Source organism: Streptomyces sp. NPDC037273, assembly GCF_055603625.1.
Genome location: NZ_JBVJVO010000017.1, coordinates 14,714 through 31,798, shown reverse-complemented (window position 1 = coordinate 31,798; position 17,085 = coordinate 14,714). Strand labels below are relative to the sequence as shown.

Genomic DNA, 17,085 nt, shown 5'->3' with positions numbered 1-17,085 from the left:
CAGTGTGCTACCTTCAATCGAAACGCAACGGATCGTTTTGATTTAGGGGAGTGGATCGATCATGAGCGAGATCGTGGTGTCACACGGTTACGGCGCGAGCGACGACAGCGTCTGGTTCCCGTACCTGGCCAAGGAGCTGGGGGCGGCCGGGCACCGGGTCACCGTGCCCCGGCTGCCGGACACCGCCGCGCCGCGACGGGAGCCGTGGCGCACGGCGTACGGCGAGGCGGTCAGGGCGGCCGGATCGGCCGAGTCCACCGTGCTCGTCGGACACAGCATCGGCGCGGTCAACGTGCTGCGCTTCCTGGAGAGCCACGACCCCGCCGCCGACGGGGTGTTCGCGGGCGTCCTCCTGGTGGCCGCCTCGGCGCACGAAGTCGGTTACGACGCACTCGCCGAGTTCTTCGAGGGCGGGTTCGACTGGGAGCGCATCCGCCGGGCCGCCCGGAACTTCCGGGTCCTCCAGGCCATGGACGACCCGGTCAACCAGCCCGACCCCACCGCGCACGTCCGCCTGCTGGTCCAGGGCCTCGGCGCGACGGCCGTCGTCACGCCGACCGGCGCCCACTTCGGCGCGACCCCGGACGACCACGTCGAGGTGCCGGAGGCCGTACGGCTGGTCACCGAGCTGCTGGACGCCTGAGGGACGGGACCCGGGGGGTGGAGCGAAGACGCGAGCCCCGCCGGAGGACCGTACTCCGGTGGGGCTCGCATCGGTTCGGGGCCGGCCCGCTAAGCGAAACGGGCCAGCGGGTTGGACAGGTCGCCGACCAGCTGGAGGGCCGCCGACGGGTCCGCCAGGTCGACCATCTGCTTGTTGTTGCGCAGCTGGAGGCGGTTGAGGGCGGAGAGGGCGAAGGTGGGGGCGAAGAGGTCGTACTGGGCGAAGCGGTCGGAGAGCTCGGGCTTCGAGGCCTGGTAGGCGCGGCCGCAGTCGGCGACGGTGCGCCAGAAGGTGTCCTCGTCGAGGACGCCCTCGGCGGCGAGGGTGGCGGCGAGGAAGCGGAAGAAGCAGTCGAAGACGTCGGTGAAGACGGACAGCAGCTTCATGTCCTCGGGGACCTCGGCGCGGACGCGCTCGACGGCCGGCGGCAGGACCGCGGCCGGGTCCATGACGACGATCTCCTCGGCGATGTCCTTGAAGATCGCCCGGGAGACCGCGCCCCGCTCGTCGAGGACCAGGATGACGTTCTCGCCGTGCGGCATGAAGGCCAGGTCGTAGGCGTAGAAGCTGTGGAGGACCGGCAGCAGGTAGGCGTCGAGGTAGCGGCGCAGCCAGACCGCGGGCTCCAGACCCGATTCCTTGATCAGGGCGCCGGTGAAGGACGCGCCGGTGTGGTCGACGTGGAGCAGGGAGGCCATCGTCGCCAGGCGCTCGCCCTCGGCGAGGGTGGGGACGGGGGACTCGCGCCAGAGGGCCGCCAGCATCTTGCGGTAGGGCGAGTAGCGGTCGGTGGCGGCCTCGTACTCCAGGTGCCGGTAGCCGACGGCGGCGCGCTCGCGGATGATCGAGAAGCGGGCGGCGGCGAAGACGGAGTCCGACTCGATGAGCTGGTGGAGCCAGTCGTTGATGGCCGGGGTGGCCTCCATGTAGGCGGCGGAGAGGCCGCGCATGAAGCCCATGTTGAGGACGGACAGTGCCGTCTTCACGTAGTGCTTGGCCGGGTCCGTGGTGTTGAAGAAGGTACGGATGGACTGCTGGGCCAGATAGCTGTCGTCGCCCTCGCCCAGGTAGACCAGGCGCTGCTGCGCGACCTCGGCGGCGAAGGTGACGGAGAGCTTGTTCCACCACTGCCACGGGTGGGCCGGCATGAGGAGGTAGTCGGCGAGGTCCAGGCCGCGGGCGGCCAGGGTCGCGGCGAAGCCGTCCACCGCCGCCTCGCCCAGCTCGGCGCGGATGAAGGCCTCGTACTCGATGTCGGCGCCGGCGGTGAAGGTGGCGCGGTCGCGGCGGGCGGCGAGCCAGATCAGGTGGAGGGGGCTCGCGGCCTCGGGGGCGTACGCCCGGAACTCGTCGACGCCGAAGCCGAGCCGGCCGTTGTTGGCGACGAAGCAGGGGTGGCCCTCGGTCATGCCGGTCTCGATCGCCTGGAAGCCGGCGCGGGCCAGTTCGGCGGAGGTGACGGGCGGCTTGCCGGCCTTGAAGGCGGTGCCGGCGAGGGTGGAGGAGATCTCCTCCAGGTAGACCGGGAGGATCTCGTCGCTGAGGCCGAGGGCGCCGCGGAGTTCGGTGATGAACAGCAGCGCGTCCAGCGGCAGCTGCTCGTCGCCGCGGTGGCGGCTGATCGACTCGGGGTAGACCTGCCAGTGGTCCAGGGCGAACCGGTCGGCGGTGAAGCGGTACTCGGTCGTGCCGTCGTCGCTGAGCACCTGGTAGCGGCTGTCGCCCAGCTCCTGCGGGTTCAGCAGCCGCTCGTGGGCGAACTCGGCGAGGCCCTTGCGGATCAGGGCGCGGTTGGCGTCGGCCCAGCGCTCGGGGGTGAGGTGGGCGACCGGGTCGGCGGCGACGGGCGCGGTGACGAGGCCGGCGAGGGGGCCGGGGACGGGCGCGGTGAGGGTCATGCCGCCACCGCCAGGGCCGCCTCGAACTGGGCGCGGGTGCAGAAGCTCAGCAGGGCCTTCTTCTCCGGCTTCTGGATCTCGCGCTCGGGCACGAAGCCGACGGCCTCGTTGAGCGCGTGCACGGCCTTGTTGCCGACGTCGGGCTCGACGACGACCCGCGCGGTCGCCGGGTCGGCGAACAGCTCCGTCATCACGGCGGTGATCACCCGGCGGGTGAAGCCGTGCACGGGGGTGTCGGTGGGCGCGACGAGGAAGTGCATGCCGACGTCGCCGGGCAGCGGCTCGTACAGGCCGACCAGCTCCAGCTTCGAGGGGTCGTACCGCTCCATGAGGAAGGCGGGCTCGCCGTCGACCAGGCCGATGAAGGCGTCGTGGTGCGGGTGGGCGGTGATCGCCGCGTACTCCCGTTCGACATCCTGGAGCGTGGCTCCCTGCATCATCCAGAAGGCGGCTTTGGGGTCGGTGACCCACGGGTGGATCAGCGAGGCGTCCTTCGACGGGTCGAAGGGACGTATCGATACGGTCATGCCGCGAACTCCTGGAAAGCGATGGTCTTCTCGACGGGGTAGTGCTCGTATCCCAGCATCGCGCCGATGATGTACGCGTTGCGGTACGCCCCCATGCCGAGGTCGGGCGAGGTGATCGAGTGGGTGTGCACGCCGGCGTTCTGGAGGAAGACGCCGCGGCCCGTGGTGTCGATCGCGTAGTTGCGGGCCACGTCGAAGCGGCCCTGGCCGTCCCACCGGAGCCGGTCGCGGACCGGATCGAGGAAGGCGGGGACGGCGTACCTGTAGCCGGTGGCGAGGATCAGGCCCTCGGTCTCGACGCGGAAGTCCTTCTCCTGCTCCTCCTGGCGGAAGCCCAGCGTGTACGTGCCGGCGGTCTCGTCGTACGAGGCGGTGTGCAGCGCGGAGTTGGTGAGCAGCCGGGTGGGGACGGGGCCGTTCAGGTTCTTCTGGTAGAGCAGGTCGAAGATGGCGTCGATGAGCTCGCCGTCGATGCCCTTGAAGAGGCCCTTCTGCTGGGTCTCCAGGCGGTAGCGGGTCTGCTCGGGGAGCGCGTGGAAGTAGTCCACGTACTCCGGGGAGGTCATCTCCAGGGTGAGCTTGGTGTATTCGAGGGGGAAGAAGCGGGGGGAGCGGGTCACCCAGTTGAGCTGGTAGCCGTGGACGTCGATCTCGCTGAGGAGGTCGTAGTAGATCTCGGCGGCGCTCTGGCCGCTGCCGACCAGGGTGATCGACTTCTTCTTCTGGAGCTCCTCCTTGTGCGGGAGGTAGCGCGAGTTGTGGATGAGGTCGCCGCCGAGGTCCCGGCAGGTCTCGGGGACGTACGCGGGGGTGCCGGTGCCGAGGACGAGCCGGGGTGAGCGGAACGTTTCGCCGGACTCGGTGGTGACCACGTACACCTCGTCGGTCTCGTCGAAGACGACGGTCGCGACGGTGGTGGAGAAGCGGATGGAGGAGAGCTTCCCGGCGGCCCAGCGGCAGTAGTCGTTGTACTCGGTCCGCAGCGGGTAGAAGTTCTCGCGGATGTAGAACGAGTACAGCCGGCCCTTCTCCTTCAGGTAGTTGAGGAAGGAGTACGGCGAGGTGGGGTCGGCCATCGTGACCAGGTCCGACATGAACGGCGTCTGGAGGTGGGCGCCTTCGAGGAACATCCCCGAGTGCCACTCGAAGTCCGGCTTGGACTCCAGGAAGACGCCGTTCAGCTCGTCGATCGGCTCGGTCAGGCAGGCGAGTCCGAGGTTGAACGGACCGAGCCCGATGCCGATGAAGTCGTGGATCTCAGCCGTCTCAGGCGTGGACAAGGTTCTCTCCCAGGTACTGCTCGGCGTGGCCGGCGATCAGATCGAGGACGGCGGCGATGTCGGCCGCGGTGGTCTCGGGGTTGAGCAGGGTGAACTTGAGGTACTGGCGGCCGTCCACCTTCGTGCCGGCGACGACGGCCTCGCCCGAGGCGAACAGGGCCTTGCGGGCGTGCAGGTTGGCCCGGTCGACGGCCTCCGGCGAGGTGACCTCGGCCGGGATGTAGCGGTAGACGAGGGTGGAGAGCTGCGGCTCGACGACCACGTCGTAGCGCGGGTCGGCGGCGAGCAGGGCGAAGCCCTCCTGTGCCAGGTCGCACACCTCGTCGAAGAGTTCGCCGATGCCGTCGGCGCCCATCACGCGCAGCGTCATCCACAGCTTGAGCGCGTCGAAGCGGCGGGTGGTCTGGAGGGACTTGTCGACCTGGTTCGGAATCCTCTCGGCGACCGTCCGCCGGGGGTTCAGGTAGTCCGCGTGGTACGTGGCGTGGCGCAGCGTGGCGCCGTCGCGGACCAGGATCGCTGAGGAACTCACCGGCTGGAAGAAGGACTTGTGGAAGTCGACGGTGACCGAGTCGGCGTGCTCGATGCCGTCGAGCAGGTGGCGGCGGGTGCGGGAGGCGAGCAGGCCGCAGCCGTAGGCCGCGTCGACGTGCATCCAGGCGCCGTACTCCTCGGCGAGGGCGGCGATCTCGGGCAGCGGGTCGATGGAGCCGAAGTCGGTGGTGCCGGCGGTGGCGACGATCGCCATCGGGACGAGGCCCTCGGCGCGGCAGGCCTCCAGCTCGGCGGCGAGGACGACGGACTGCATGCGCTTCTCGCGGTCGACCGGGATGGCGATGACGGCGTCCCGGCCGAGGCCGAGGAGCTGGGCCGACTTCTGGACGCTGAAGTGGCTGCACTCGGACGAGAAGATCCTGAGCCTGGCGAGGTCCTTGGTCTTGGCCTCCTCGCGGGCGAGCAGCAGGGCCTGGAGGTTGGACTGCGTGCCGCCGCTGGTGAACACGCCGTCGGCGGCGGGGCCGAGGCCGATCCGGCCGGTGGTCCAGTCGATCAGTTTCCGCTCGATGAGCGTGCCGCCGGCGCTCTGGTCCCAGGTGTCCATCGAGGAGTTGACGGCCGAGAGGACGGCCTCGCCGAGGACGGCGGGGATGACGACCGGGCAGTTGAGGTGGCCCAGGTAGCGCGGGTGGTGGAAGTAGACGGCGTCCCGCAGGTAGACGTCCTCCAGCTCGTCGAGCGCGGCCGAGGCGTCGCCGAGCGGCCGGTCGAGGTCGACGGCGTCGACGACGGGCGCGAGTTCGGCCGGCGTCACGCCGGTGAACGGGCCGCGCGTCGAGGCGAGTTTGCCCGCCACGCGCTCGACTCCTTCGGTGACGGAGCGCCGGTAGCTCTCCGCTGTGGCGTCGTTGAGCAGGTGGGAGCGCATGTGGGGGCCCTTTCGGGAGGGAACGCCGGGACGGCCTGGATCGACGGGCGACCAACAGGACTTAGGTTAGCCTAACCTAATTTACCGACGCAATGGCCCCCCAACCTCGAAAGGCTGGGGGGCCATTGACCCGGCGGGGAGGCCGGTCGCGCGCCGACGGGACGGGCCGGACGCGCGGGTGTGGGGGGTGGTCGGTGATGTGCGGCTGCGGCTGCGGCTGCGGGGGTGGTCGGTGGCGCGGGAGGCCGCGGACCCGCCTACGCCTCTTCCTGCGTCTCGTCCGGGACCTCGCGCAGGGCGTCCTCGGACAGGCCCTTGCGCCAGTAGCCGACGAACGTCACGCGACGGCGGTCGAGTTCGCGCTCGCGCACGAAGTGACGGCGCAGCGCCTTCACGGAACCGGACTCGCCCGCGATCCACACGTACGGCGACTCGCCCGGCAGCTCCACCCCGCGCACCGCGTCCACGGCGGAGGGCGCCCCCTCCTCCCGTACGAGCCAGGTGACGGTCGCGTCCGCCTGGGTGGCGAGCTCCATCCGGTCTCCGGAGAACGGCACTTCGAGGAACACCTGGGCGCGGGTCTCGGCCGGCAGCCACTCCAGGATCGCGGAGGCGGCGGGCAGCGCCGTCTCGTCCGCCCAGATCAGTACGGAGTCGGCGTCCTCCGGCAGCCGGAAGCGGACGCCCGTGTTGTCGGCGACCGCGGGGCCGAGCACGACCACCCGGTCACCGGGCTTGGCGCGCCCCGCCCAGCGGCAGGCGGGTCCGCCGTCCTCGTGGATCGCGAAGTCGATGTCGACCTCGTGCACCGGCTCGGTGCGCTGCTCCCGGACGGTGTACGAGCGCATCACGGCCCGCTCGTCGTCGGGCATGGCCCGCCACGCGCCGAGGATCGCGTACATGTCCGGGTCGTCCAGCGGCGGGAGGACGGGCGCCTCCTGGCCGGGGTGCGGCAGGAACAGGGAGAGCGACTGGTCGCGGCCGCCGGCCGCGAAGCCCTTCAGGTCGTCCCCGGTGAAGGTGACGCGGACCAGGGACGGGCCGAGCCGTCGCGTCCGGTCGACCTGGAGGGCGAAGAACTGGAAGGGGGCGGTCTCGGTGTTCGTCATGAGGGCAGGGCACCTTCTCGGTTCGGGCAGGATCGCTCCGGACGGGATGAAAGGTAGGTTAGCCTAACCTTCTTTCGGCCAGTAGGGGCGGGGCCCGACCCTGTCACGTCGAAGCCCGCCGCCCCCTGGTGGGGACGACGGGCTCGGATGCCGGTACGTCAGGCCGGAAGGCCCAACTCGCGGGCGATGAGCATCCGCTGGACCTCGCTGGTGCCCTCGCCGATCTCCAGGATCTTGGAGTCGCGCCACATGCGGGCCACCGGGTACTCGTTCATGAAGCCGTAGCCGCCGTGGATCTGGGTGGCGTCCCGGGCGTTGTCGACGGCGACCGTGGAGGAGTAGAGCTTGGCGATGGCGGCCTCCTTCTTGAAGGACTCGCCCAGGACCAGGCGGGAGGCCGCGTCACGCCAGCCGATCCGGGCCATGTGCGCCTTGGTCTCCATGTCGGCGATCTTGAACTGGATCGCCTGGTTGTCGGCGATCGGACGGCCGAACGCGTGCCGCTCGTGCGCGTACTTCACCGACTCGTCGACACAGCCCTGGGCCAGGCCCGTGGCGAGCGCGGCGATGGCGACCCGGCCCTCGTCCAGGATCCGCAGGAACTGCGCGTAGCCGCGGCCCTCCTCGCCCAGCAGGTTCTCCACCGGGACGCGGACGTCGTCGAAGGACAGCTCGCGGGTGTCGGAGGCGTTCCAGCCGACCTTGGAGTAGGGGGCGGCCACGGTGAAACCGGGAGTGCCGGACGGGACGATGATCGAGGAGATCAGCGGGCGGCCGTCGGGCTTGCGGCCGGTGACCGCGGTGACCGTGACCAGACCCGTGATGTCCGTACCGGAGTTGGTGATGAAGCACTTCGAGCCGTTGATGACCCACTGGTCACCGTCCCGCACGGCGGTGGTGCGGGTGCCGCCCGCGTCCGAGCCCGCGCCCGGCTCGGTGAGGCCGAAGGCGCCGAGGACCTCGCCGGAGCACAGCTTCGGCAGCCACTCCCGCTTCTGCTCCTCGGTGCCGAAGCGGTAGACCGGCATCGCGCCGAGCGAGACGCCCGCCTCCAGGGTGATGGCCACCGAGGAGTCGACCCGGGCCAGCTCCTCAAGGGCGATGCCGAGGGCGAGGTAGTCGCCGCCCATGCCGCCGTACTCCTCGGGGAACGGGAGCCCGAACAGGCCCATCCGGCCCATCTCGCGGACGATCTCGTACGGGAACTCGTGCCGCTCGTAGTAGTCGCCGATCTTCGGGGCGACGACGTCGTGCGCGAAGGCCTCGACGGTACGGCGGAGTTCCTCGTGCTCTTCGGTGAGCCGGTGGTCGAGGGACATGGGTTTCGTCACTCCTTGTGGGAGAGGGCGCGGACGGTACGGGACGGGCTCGGTCGGCCCAGTTGCTCGGCCATCCACGCGCTCGTGGCGGTGAGGGCGGCCAGATCGACACCGGTCTCGATGCCGAGACCGTCGAGCATCCACACGAGGTCCTCGGTGGCGAGATTGCCGGTCGCGCTCTTCGCGTACGGGCAGCCGCCGAGGCCGCCCGCGGAGGCGTCGACCGTGGTGACCCCGTGCCGCAGCGCGGCCAGGGTGTTGGACAGGGCCTGCCCGTAGGTGTCGTGGAAGTGCACGGCGATACGGGAGGTGGGGACGCCGGCCTCGTTCAGACCGGCGAGCAGGGCCTGGACGTGGCCCGGGGTCGCGACGCCGATGGTGTCGCCGAGGCTCAGCTCGTCACAGCCCATGTCGGCCAGGGCCTTGGTGACCCGGACGACCTGCTCGACCGGGACGGCCCCCTCCCAGGGGTCGCCGAAGCACATCGAGAGGTAGCCGCGGACCTTCAGCCCGGCCTCTATGGCCCGCGTGACGGTCGGCGCGAACATCGCGAGCGCCTCGTCCACGGTCCTGTTCAGGTTGGCCTTCGCGAAGGCCTCGGTCGCCGAGGCGAAGACGGCCACCTCACGGGCGCCGAGCGCGAGCGCGCGGTCGAGGCCGCGCTCGTTCGGCACCAGCACCGGGAGACGGACGGGCAGGTCGCGGACGAGCGGGAACAGCTCCTCGGCGTCCGCCAGCTGCGGCACCCACTTCGGGTGCACGAAGCTCGTCGCCTCGATGGTCGTCAGACCCGCCGCGGCCAGCCGCCGCACGAACTCGGCCTTCACCCCGGTCGGGACGGCCGTCTTCTCGTTCTGCAGCCCGTCACGGGCGCCGACCTCGTGGATCCGCACCCGGGCGGGCAGCGCGGGATCCCGCACGGTCATGGGCAGGCCGGTGGTCACGCTTCCTCCCCGGCGGTCTCGCGGGGCGCCACCACGGCCAGGATCTGGTCCATGGCGACGGTGGTCCCGGGCGTGACGTCCAGCTCGGTCACGGTCCCGGCGTGCGGGGCGGAGATGACGTGCTCCATCTTCATCGCCTCCACGACCAGCAGGCTCTGCCCGGCCTCCACCTCGTCGCCGACGGCCACCTTCACGACGGTGACCGTGCCCGGCATGGGCGCGGCGAGCGTGTCCGCGCCGCCGTGCCGGGCGCCGGAGAGCGCGGCCTCGACGGGGTCGTGGTCCAGCACGTGCCAGGAGTCGCCGTCCCGGCCGAGCCAGGCGCCGGCCCGGTGGAAGGCGTGGGTGACGCCGTCCACGACGACGGTCACCCCGGTGTCCGTGACCCGCGCGCCCGCGGGGGCGCCGGCCGAGACGGGTTCCAGGCCCGCCACCCGGAACGGGAAGGCGAGCGGCTTCGGGGTGCCGCCGAGACGGAAGCCGTTCGGCACGTCGAACGGGTCCGTCCAGCCCTCCCGGGGCGCCGGCGCCAGCTCCGCGAGCCGCACGGCGGCCGCCGCCGCGTACACCTCGTCCGGCACGCCCTCCGGGATCAGGCTCTCCGCGTCCCGCTCCACCAGACCCGTGTCCATGGCCCCGGACACGACGTCCGGGTGGGCGAGGAGGCGGCGGAGGAAGCCGGCGTTGGTGGGGACGCCCAGGGTGACCAGGTCGGCGAGGGCCGCGCGGAGCTTCCGCAGGGCCGTCGGCCGGTCGGCCGCGTGGACGATGACCTTCGACAGCATCGGGTCGTAGAGGGAGGACACCTCGCTGCCCTCGACCAGACCGGAGTCCGTCCGCACGCCGTTCCCGCGCGGCTCGTTCAGGGCGAGGACCGTGCCGCCCGAGGGCAGGAAGCCGCGCGAGCCCGCTTTAAAAGACACAGTCTCGGCGCAGATACGGGCCTCGACCGCCCAGCCGTCCAGCCGGACGTCGTCCTGGCCGAAGCCGAGCGGCTCGCCGGCGGCGACCCGCAGCTGCCACTCCACCAGGTCGAGCCCGGTGATCAGCTCGGTCACGGGGTGCTCGACCTGGAGACGGGTGTTCATCTCCATGAAGTAGTACGCGGACGGGTCACCGCCCGGGACGATGAACTCGACCGTGCCCGCGCCGACATAGCCGCAGGACCGGGCGGCCTCCACGGCCGCCGCGCCCATCGCCGCCCGGGTCTTCTCGTCGAGGAGGACGCTCGGCGCCTCCTCGATGATCTTCTGGTGGCGGCGCTGCAGGGAGCACTCGCGCTCGCCCAGGTGCACCACGTTCCCGTGGGCGTCGGCGAGGACCTGGATCTCGATGTGCCGGGGCCGGTCGATCCACCGCTCCACGAGCAGCGTGTCGTCGCCGAAGGACGCCCGGGCCTCGCGGCGGGCCGCCGCGATCTCCTCGCCCAGGACCGCCAGGTCCCGCACCAGCCGCATGCCCTTGCCGCCGCCGCCCGCGCTCGGCTTGAGCAGCACCGGCGCGCCCAGCTCGCGGGCCGCCGCCTCGAGCTCGGGGTCGGCGGCGCCCGGCACGACCGGGACGCCCGCCGCCTTCACGGTCTCCTTGGCGCGGATCTTGTCGCCCATGAGGGAGATCGCGGCGGCCGGGGGGCCGATGAAGACCAGGCCGGCGTCGGCGCAGGCCTGCGCGAAGCCGGCGTTCTCGGCGAGGAAGCCGTAGCCGGGATGGACGGCCTGCGCGCCCGTGCGGCGGGCCGCGTCGAGCAGCGCCGGAACGGACAGATACGACTCGGCGGCGGACGGCGGGCCGATCCGCACCGCCGTGTCCGCCTCCCGGACGTGCCGGGCGTCGGCGTCTGCGTCGCTGTAGACGGCCACCGAGCGCACGCCCATCTCCCGCAGGGTGCGGATGACGCGGACGGCGATCTCGCCCCGGTTGGCCACGAGGACGGTGTCGAACATGTTCTGCATCTCCTGGGGGCCCTTCACATCCGGAAGACGCCGAACTGGGGGTCACCCAGGGGCGCGTTGGCACAGGCGGTCAGGGCGAGGCCGAGGACCTGCCGGGTCTCCAGCGGGTCGATGACCCCGTCGTCCCACAGCCGGGCGCTCGCGTAGTAGGCGTTGCCCTGGCTCTCGTACTGCTCGCGGATCGGGGCCTTGAAGGCCTCCTCGTCCTCCGCGCTCCAGTCGTCGCCGAGCTGGTCGCGCTTGACGGTCGCGAGGACGGAGGCGGCCTGCTCGCCGCCCATGACCGAGATCTTGGCGTTGGGCCACATCCACAGGAAGCGGGGGGAGTACGCCCGGCCGCACATCGAGTAGTTGCCCGCGCCGTACGAACCGCCGACGACCACCGTCAGCTTCGGCACCCGCGTGGTCGCCACGGCCGTGACCATCTTGGCGCCGTGCTTGGCGATGCCGCCGTGCTCGTACGCCTTGCCGACCATGAAGCCGGTGATGTTCTGCAGGAACACCAGCGGGATACCGCGCTGGTCGCACAGCTCGATGAAGTGCGCGCCCTTCTGGGCGGACTCGGCGAACAGGATGCCGTTGTTGGCGACGATGCCGACCGGGTGGCCGTGGATGCGGGCGAAGCCGGTGATCAGCGTCTGCCCGTACTCCGACTTGAACTCCTGGAAACGCGAGCCGTCCACCACCCGGGCGATGACCTCGCGCACGTCGTACGGGGTGCGGGAGTCCACCGGCACCGCGCCGTACAGGCCGTACGGGTCGACCTTCGGCTCCTCGGCCGGCTCGACCCGCCACGGGAGCGGGCCGCGCTCGGGGAGGGTGGCCACGATGTTCCGGACGATCCGCAGCGCGTGCGCGTCGTCCTCGGCGAGGTGGTCGGTCACGCCGGAGATCCGCGAGTGGACCTCGCCGCCGCCGAGCTCCTCCGCCGTCACGACCTCACCGGTCGCCGCCTTCACCAGCGGCGGACCGCCCAGGAAGATCGTGCCCTGGTTCCGTACGATCACGGCCTCGTCGCTCATCGCCGGCACGTACGCGCCGCCGGCCGTGCAGGAGCCCATGACCGCCGCGATCTGCGGGATGCCCGCGCCCGACATCCGGGCCTGGTTGAAGAAGATCCGGCCGAAGTGCTCCCGGTCGGGGAACACCTCGTCCTGCATCGGCAGGAAGGCGCCGCCCGAGTCGACCAGGTAGAGGCAGGGGAGACGATTCTCCAGCGCCACCTCCTGCGCCCTGAGGTGCTTCTTCACCGTCATCGGGTAGTACGTGCCGCCCTTGACGGTCGCGTCGTTCGCGACGATCACGCACTCCCGGCCCGACACCCGGCCGATGCCCGCGATGACACCGGCCGCCGGGGCCTGGCCGCCGTACATGCCGTCCGCCGCGAGCGGCGCCAGCTCCAGGAACGGCGAGCCCGGGTCGAGGAGGGTGTCCACCCGGTCCCGCGGCAGCAGCTTCCCGCGCGCGGTGTGCCGGGCCCGGGACTTCTCACCGCCGCCCAGGGCGACCGCCGCGAGCTTGGCGCGCAGGGTCGCCGCCAGCTCGTGATGGGCCGCCTCATTGGCCTGCCAGGCCGCGGACGCGGGGTCCGCCGCGCTCGTCAGCACAGGTGCCTGCTGCATCCCTCGAGCTCCCTTGCTCGGTTAATGAGCGTTAACGTATGCGCTCAGGTTAACGACCGCTAACGGGGTTGTCTAGAATCGAATCCATGACCACGACCCCCGCCTCGACCTCGACCGTCACCGGCAGGACCGATGCCCCGACGCGGCGCGAGCAGATCCTCAAAGAGGCCGCCCGCCTCTTCGCGGCCCGTGGCTTCCACGGCGTGGGCGTGGACGAGATAGGAGCCGCCGTCGGCATCAGCGGCCCCGGCCTCTACCGCCACTTCCCCGGCAAGGACGCGATGCTCGCCGAGCTCCTCGTCGGCATCAGCGAGCGGCTCCTCGCCGGCGGACGCCTCCGCGTCGCCGAATCCGGCGGCGACCCCCGCGTCCTCCTCGGCTCCCTCATCGACGGCCACATCGACTTCGCCCTCGACGACCGCCCCCTCATCACCCTCCACGACCGCGAGCTCGACCGCCTCAAGGACGAGGACCGCAAGCGCGTCCGCCAGCTCCAGCGCCAGTACGTCGAGCTCTGGGTCACGGCCGTCCGCGAGCTCCACCCCTCCGCCGCCGAATCCGAGTCCCGCACCGCCGTCCACGCCGTCTTCGGCCTCCTCAACTCCACCCCCCACCTCGCCGCCCTCGGCCGCGTCCCCATGGAGGACCTCCTCCGCCGCCTGGCGCACGGGGCCTTCGGGGCGCTGGGGGAGTAGCGGGTCAGAGGTCGACGTCGTCGGCGACGTCGGCCTCGTCGACACCGACGGGGGTCGCGTTGAGCTCCTCCTCGATGAAGGCCCGGATCTCGTTCTCGACGGTGTTCTGGAGGAAGACGAACTCGGACTCGGTGATCGTGCCGCGCTGCGCGTCCATGATCTGCCGGTGGACGAGATGGTCCGTGCCCGGACCGAGGATGCTGATCTCGTAGCTGATCCAGTCCGCCATCAGCGGTGCGCCACCCATGATCACCGGCGCGGCGGGGTTCGCCTGCTCGGGAGCGTTTCGCATGGTCGCCCGCACCCGCAGCTGGATCCGGTAGCCCCTCGTGAACAGCTGGCGCACATAGCGGCGCAGGCCGATCTCCATCGCCAGCTGCTCGGTGTTCACGGCGTTGGTGCCGATCACGAGGTTCTCCGGGACGCTCTGCCCGCCGTCGCCGTCGCCGATCAGATGGCACCACTCGTACTTGGCCAGGACACCCGGAGACCCGCCCGCCCTGCCCGCGGCGTCCATCCACTGGTGGGCCTGGGTCCCCGCCATCGCCTGGGAGGTGCTCCGCCCCGCCGTGCGCCGGTCGAGGAGCGGCGGACTCGACAGGTCCGTCTGTTCCCGCGCGTTCCCGGTCAAGTGGGCCAGGAGGTACGCGCCGTCGAAGGCGCCCTCGGTGCTGAACCGCCGGTCGTCGTGGAGGAACCGGTTGTCCTCCCGGTCCTCCTCGACGAAGAAGACGAAGCGCTGCCCGGGGTCCGTGGGCAGCTCGACGAAACCGGTGTCCCGCGCGTCGAGTTGCTCCGCCGGGTCAAGGCCGAAGTGCCGGGCGGTCTCCTCGATGTCCTCGCCGGGTTCCCAGTCGAACATCGGGTTGGGGGCCCACCGGTGCTCGAACAGGTACGTCCGTCCCTGTGAACCGCGGCCGTTCGACCGGGGGGTCTGGCTGAGGACCCGGAAGGTCCGGAGCGGGTTGACGTGGGTCGGGGCCGACGAGTCGTTGGCGAGCTCGATTTTGTAGTTGAAGTAGACGGAGTGGAAGTCGGCGACGAAGCTGGTCTGCAGGGCGCCGCCGCGCGTGGACGTGTTCGGGGGCCGCCAGCCCGAGTCCCGGTAGACGGTGATCGTCTCGGTGCCGGCGGGGACGGCTCCCGGGTGGGCCGCGCCCTCGGGCCGGGTCGGGTGGGCGCCCTCGCACTGGGCGGGGATGACCAGGGTGTCGAGTTCCTCCATCGCCCGCGCCTGCGCCTCGCGTACGTCCCTGTCGGCCCGCGGCCGCCCCAACTGGTGCTGCGTCCAGCCCAGGTTGTACAGGTCGAGGGACGGAAAGGACGCGCTCTGCTGGGACGACTGGCTGGCCTGGCTCGACTGGGTGCCGAAGTCGGACTGCTGGGTCCCCATGTGGAGGTCGCCGTCGTCGTCGAGACTGCCCTGGCCGTTCCAGAGGCGTTGGACGGGCGTCTGCGCGGCCCAGGAGTGCCCGGCACTTCGGAGGAGCCCGGCGACGGCGGCGTTGCCGGCGGTCCGCTGGAGCGCGAGGAGGCCCTGGAGCCGGGCGTCGGGCTCGTCGGCGGGGGCGTGGTCCGGGGTGCGGTCGGGGGCGGTCCTGACCGGCACGGGGTTCTCGTCGCTGCGCAAGGGGAGCCTCTTTCGGCACAGGGATACAGGCTTCCCCTGGATACGGGGGCGGCGGCGGGCGGCACCAGGAACCGAAGGGCAGGAACGGGGGCAGCCAGGATTTCCCCGGAGGGGCCGAGAGGGTGTCCGGCCTGACCGGCACAACACCCCCGAGGAGGTCCACGGGTCGGAACCGGTTGTCTCGCCGGGGGCGGGCTCGGAGAGAATGGGCGGCATGCCGATACTCAGCCGTGCAGCCCTTGTCGAGCACCTCGTGCGTAGCCGGATCGCGGGGGAGGTGGCGACGCCGCGGGAGAACAACCTGTCGCACTACCGGAAGCTGGCCAATGGCGACCGGCACTACTGGTTCGGGCTCGAGCTCGGTGAGCGGTGGGTGGACGAGCAGGACGTGCTGGCCGTGATGGCGGAGCGGTGCGGGGTGATCGACGATCCGGCGCACCGGGCGGGGCAGGACACGATCGATCCCGAGCTGACGGTGGACGGCCTGGACCGGATGGCGGCGCGGCTGCGGAAGGCGGCGGCGGGGCGGGAGCGGGTGCTCTTCGCGACCGGGCATCCCGGGGCGCTGATCGACGTGCACAGCAGGGTGGCGGCGGCGCTGCGGGCGCAGGGCTGCGACATCGTGCGCATCCCCGGCGGGCTGATCGCCGACGAGGGGTACGTCGTGCAGTTCGCGGACGTCGCCGTGTTCGAGCGGGGGGCGAGCCTGTGGCACACGCACTCGCCGGAGCCGATGAACGCGATCCTCGACGCGCTGGGCGAGGACGGCCGGCCGGACCTCGTCATCGCGGACCACGGCTGGGCGGGGCGCGCGGGTCAGCGCGGGATCGACTCGGTCGGGTACGCGGACTGCAACGACCCGGCGCTGTTCATCGGCGAGGCGGAGGGCACGATGCAGGTCACGATCCCGCTGGACGACCACGTCGTCGACCCGCGCTACTACGAGCCGATGACGGCGTACACCCTGGACGCGGCGGGCCTGCTGTAAGACCTCAGGGCCGCTCGGGAAGTCCTCGGGGCCGCTCGGGAAGACCTCAGGGCCGCTCGGGAAGTCCTCAGGGCCGCTCGGGCGGCCGGGCCCGGCGCTGCTCCACGCCCGGCGTCGGGTCCAGGTAGACGCGGCGGATGGCGGGGAAGCGTTCGCGGAGCTGGGCTTCGGCGTCCTCGCAGGCCCATTCGACCTGGTCGGCGGAGGCGACGTCACGGAAGTCGATCTTGGCGGCGACGAGGACCTCGCCGGGGCCCTGGATGAGGGTGATGAGGTCGAGGACGCCGATGACGTGGGGGACGGAGAGCAGCTCCTCGCGGACGGCCTCGCGCATGGGGCGGGGGAGCGGGCGGCCGATGAGGAGTTCGGCGTTGGAGCGGCCGAGCACCCAGGCGACGTAGACGAGCAGGACGCCGATGAGGATGGAGGCGACGCCGTCCCAGACGCCGGAGCCGGTGAGCTGGCCGCCGAGGAGGCCGCCCGCGGCGAGCATGAGGCCTGCGAGTGCGGCGGAGTCCTCCATGACGACCGCCTTGACGGTGGTGTCGGGGGTGAGGCGCAGATAGGCGGCGAAGGGGGCCTTCATCCGCTCCGCCTCGGCCTTGACCTGCTTGATGCCGGTCCGGAGGGAGTACCCCTCCAGGAGGAACGAGACGCCGAGGACGATGTAGGAGATCAGCGGGTCGCCGGGCTCCTCGCCGTGGACGAGGGTGTGGATGCCGTCGTAGACCGAGAAGACCGCGCCGCCGACGAAGGTGGCGACGGCCGCGAGCATCGCCCACACGTACCGCTCGCCCGCGTATCCGACGGGGTGGTCCTCGTCGGCGGGCTTCTCGCTCCGCTTGAGCGCGGTGAGCAGCATGACCTCGGTGACGGTGTCGGCGACCGAGTGCGCGGCCTCGGAGAGCATCGCGCTGGATCCGCTGATGACACCGGCGACGGCCTTGGCGACGGCGATCCCGAGGTTCGCCGCCGCCGCCACGATCACCGTGGTGGTGCTTTCGCCGTTGTTTCCGTCGTTCTCCGCCATG

At 71.4% G+C, this 17,085-nt stretch carries 14 protein-coding genes; 3 read left to right on the top strand and 11 right to left on the bottom strand.

Annotation, left to right across the window (positions count from 1 at the left end; translation table 11 throughout):
* The first annotated feature begins 61 nt into the window (after positions 1-61).
* Entirely contained in the window at positions 62-643 is a 582-nt protein-coding gene (locus ACZ7G1_RS32760; RefSeq protein ID WP_470876402.1) for an RBBP9/YdeN family alpha/beta hydrolase, read from the top strand.
* 89 nt (positions 644-732) lie between these two features.
* Here the strand turns inward: ACZ7G1_RS32760 and ACZ7G1_RS32755 are convergent, their stop codons facing one another.
* From ACZ7G1_RS32755 to ACZ7G1_RS32715, 9 genes are all read right to left on the bottom strand, one after another.
* Positions 733-2,562: an IucA/IucC family protein gene (locus ACZ7G1_RS32755; protein ID WP_470876401.1), complete on the bottom strand. Its 1,830-nt coding sequence runs from the start codon at positions 2,560-2,562 to the stop codon at positions 733-735.
* On the bottom strand, positions 2,559-3,089 hold the full coding sequence (locus ACZ7G1_RS32750) for a GNAT family N-acetyltransferase (protein WP_470876400.1): 531 nt from the start codon (positions 3,087-3,089) through the stop codon (positions 2,559-2,561). The genes ACZ7G1_RS32755 and ACZ7G1_RS32750 overlap by 4 nt, the downstream gene beginning before the upstream one ends.
* Entirely contained in the window at positions 3,086-4,369 is a 1,284-nt protein-coding gene (locus ACZ7G1_RS32745; RefSeq protein ID WP_470876399.1) for a lysine N(6)-hydroxylase/L-ornithine N(5)-oxygenase family protein, read from the bottom strand. Before ACZ7G1_RS32745 ends, ACZ7G1_RS32750 begins: the two co-directional genes overlap by 4 nt.
* Positions 4,356-5,795 (bottom strand): pyridoxal phosphate-dependent decarboxylase family protein, encoded by a 1,440-nt coding sequence (locus ACZ7G1_RS32740; protein WP_470876398.1) that lies wholly within the window; start codon positions 5,793-5,795, stop codon positions 4,356-4,358. The genes ACZ7G1_RS32745 and ACZ7G1_RS32740 overlap by 14 nt, the downstream gene beginning before the upstream one ends.
* A gap of 257 nt (positions 5,796-6,052) precedes the next feature.
* Entirely contained in the window at positions 6,053-6,904 is an 852-nt protein-coding gene (locus ACZ7G1_RS32735) for a siderophore-interacting protein (protein ID WP_470876397.1), read from the bottom strand.
* Between the two features lie 158 nt (positions 6,905-7,062).
* A complete protein-coding gene (locus ACZ7G1_RS32730; RefSeq protein ID WP_470876396.1) occupies positions 7,063-8,223 on the bottom strand; it encodes an acyl-CoA dehydrogenase family protein in 1,161 nt (386 codons plus the stop codon).
* Positions 8,224-8,231: 8 nt separating this feature from the next.
* Entirely contained in the window at positions 8,232-9,149 is a 918-nt protein-coding gene (locus ACZ7G1_RS32725; RefSeq protein WP_470876698.1) for a hydroxymethylglutaryl-CoA lyase, read from the bottom strand.
* Positions 9,150-9,163: 14 nt separating this feature from the next.
* On the bottom strand, positions 9,164-11,119 hold the full coding sequence (locus ACZ7G1_RS32720) for an acetyl/propionyl/methylcrotonyl-CoA carboxylase subunit alpha (protein WP_470876395.1): 1,956 nt from the start codon (positions 11,117-11,119) through the stop codon (positions 9,164-9,166).
* 14 nt (positions 11,120-11,133) lie between these two features.
* Positions 11,134-12,741 (bottom strand): carboxyl transferase domain-containing protein, encoded by a 1,608-nt coding sequence (locus tag ACZ7G1_RS32715; RefSeq protein ID WP_470876394.1) that lies wholly within the window; start codon positions 12,739-12,741, stop codon positions 11,134-11,136.
* An 86-nt stretch (positions 12,742-12,827) separates the two neighbouring features.
* Between ACZ7G1_RS32715 and ACZ7G1_RS32710 the strand changes: the two genes are divergently transcribed.
* Entirely contained in the window at positions 12,828-13,436 is a 609-nt protein-coding gene (locus ACZ7G1_RS32710; protein WP_470876393.1) for an SACE_7040 family transcriptional regulator, read from the top strand.
* Positions 13,437-13,440: 4 nt separating this feature from the next.
* On the opposite strand, the gene ACZ7G1_RS32705 is transcribed toward ACZ7G1_RS32710, so the two are convergent.
* Entirely contained in the window at positions 13,441-15,066 is a 1,626-nt protein-coding gene (locus tag ACZ7G1_RS32705) for a hypothetical protein (RefSeq protein ID WP_470876392.1), read from the bottom strand.
* A gap of 214 nt (positions 15,067-15,280) precedes the next feature.
* Between ACZ7G1_RS32705 and ACZ7G1_RS32700 the strand changes: the two genes are divergently transcribed.
* Positions 15,281-16,054, top strand: coding sequence for a phosphatase (locus tag ACZ7G1_RS32700; RefSeq protein ID WP_470876391.1), 774 nt, complete (start codon positions 15,281-15,283; stop codon positions 16,052-16,054).
* A 67-nt stretch (positions 16,055-16,121) separates the two neighbouring features.
* On the opposite strand, the gene ACZ7G1_RS32695 is transcribed toward ACZ7G1_RS32700, so the two are convergent.
* Positions 16,122-17,084, bottom strand: coding sequence for a cation diffusion facilitator family transporter (locus ACZ7G1_RS32695; RefSeq protein ID WP_470876390.1), 963 nt, complete (start codon positions 17,082-17,084; stop codon positions 16,122-16,124).
* Position 17,085: the final 1 nt, after the last annotated feature.

What these genes read in the sequence shown, in the direction of transcription:
- ACZ7G1_RS32760 (WP_470876402.1), top strand. Translation starts at nt 62, where the DNA reads ATGAGCGAGATCGTGGTGTCACACGGTTACGGCGCGAGCGACGACAGC.
- ACZ7G1_RS32755 (WP_470876401.1), bottom strand. Translation starts at nt 2,562, where the DNA reads ATGACCCTCACCGCGCCCGTCCCCGGCCCCCTCGCCGGCCTCGTCACC.
- ACZ7G1_RS32750 (WP_470876400.1), bottom strand. Translation starts at nt 3,089, where the DNA reads ATGACCGTATCGATACGTCCCTTCGACCCGTCGAAGGACGCCTCGCTG.
- ACZ7G1_RS32740 (WP_470876398.1), bottom strand. Translation starts at nt 5,795, where the DNA reads ATGCGCTCCCACCTGCTCAACGACGCCACAGCGGAGAGCTACCGGCGC.
- ACZ7G1_RS32735 (WP_470876397.1), bottom strand. Translation starts at nt 6,904, where the DNA reads ATGACGAACACCGAGACCGCCCCCTTCCAGTTCTTCGCCCTCCAGGTC.
- ACZ7G1_RS32730 (WP_470876396.1), bottom strand. Translation starts at nt 8,223, where the DNA reads ATGTCCCTCGACCACCGGCTCACCGAAGAGCACGAGGAACTCCGCCGT.
- ACZ7G1_RS32725 (WP_470876698.1), bottom strand. Translation starts at nt 9,149, where the DNA reads ATGACCGTGCGGGATCCCGCGCTGCCCGCCCGGGTGCGGATCCACGAG.
- ACZ7G1_RS32720 (WP_470876395.1), bottom strand. Translation starts at nt 11,119, where the DNA reads ATGCAGAACATGTTCGACACCGTCCTCGTGGCCAACCGGGGCGAGATC.
- ACZ7G1_RS32715 (WP_470876394.1), bottom strand. Translation starts at nt 12,741, where the DNA reads ATGCAGCAGGCACCTGTGCTGACGAGCGCGGCGGACCCCGCGTCCGCG.
- ACZ7G1_RS32710 (WP_470876393.1), top strand. Translation starts at nt 12,828, where the DNA reads ATGACCACGACCCCCGCCTCGACCTCGACCGTCACCGGCAGGACCGAT.
- ACZ7G1_RS32700 (WP_470876391.1), top strand. Translation starts at nt 15,281, where the DNA reads ATGCCGATACTCAGCCGTGCAGCCCTTGTCGAGCACCTCGTGCGTAGC.
- ACZ7G1_RS32695 (WP_470876390.1), bottom strand. Translation starts at nt 17,084, where the DNA reads ATGGCGGAGAACGACGGAAACAACGGCGAAAGCACCACCACGGTGATC.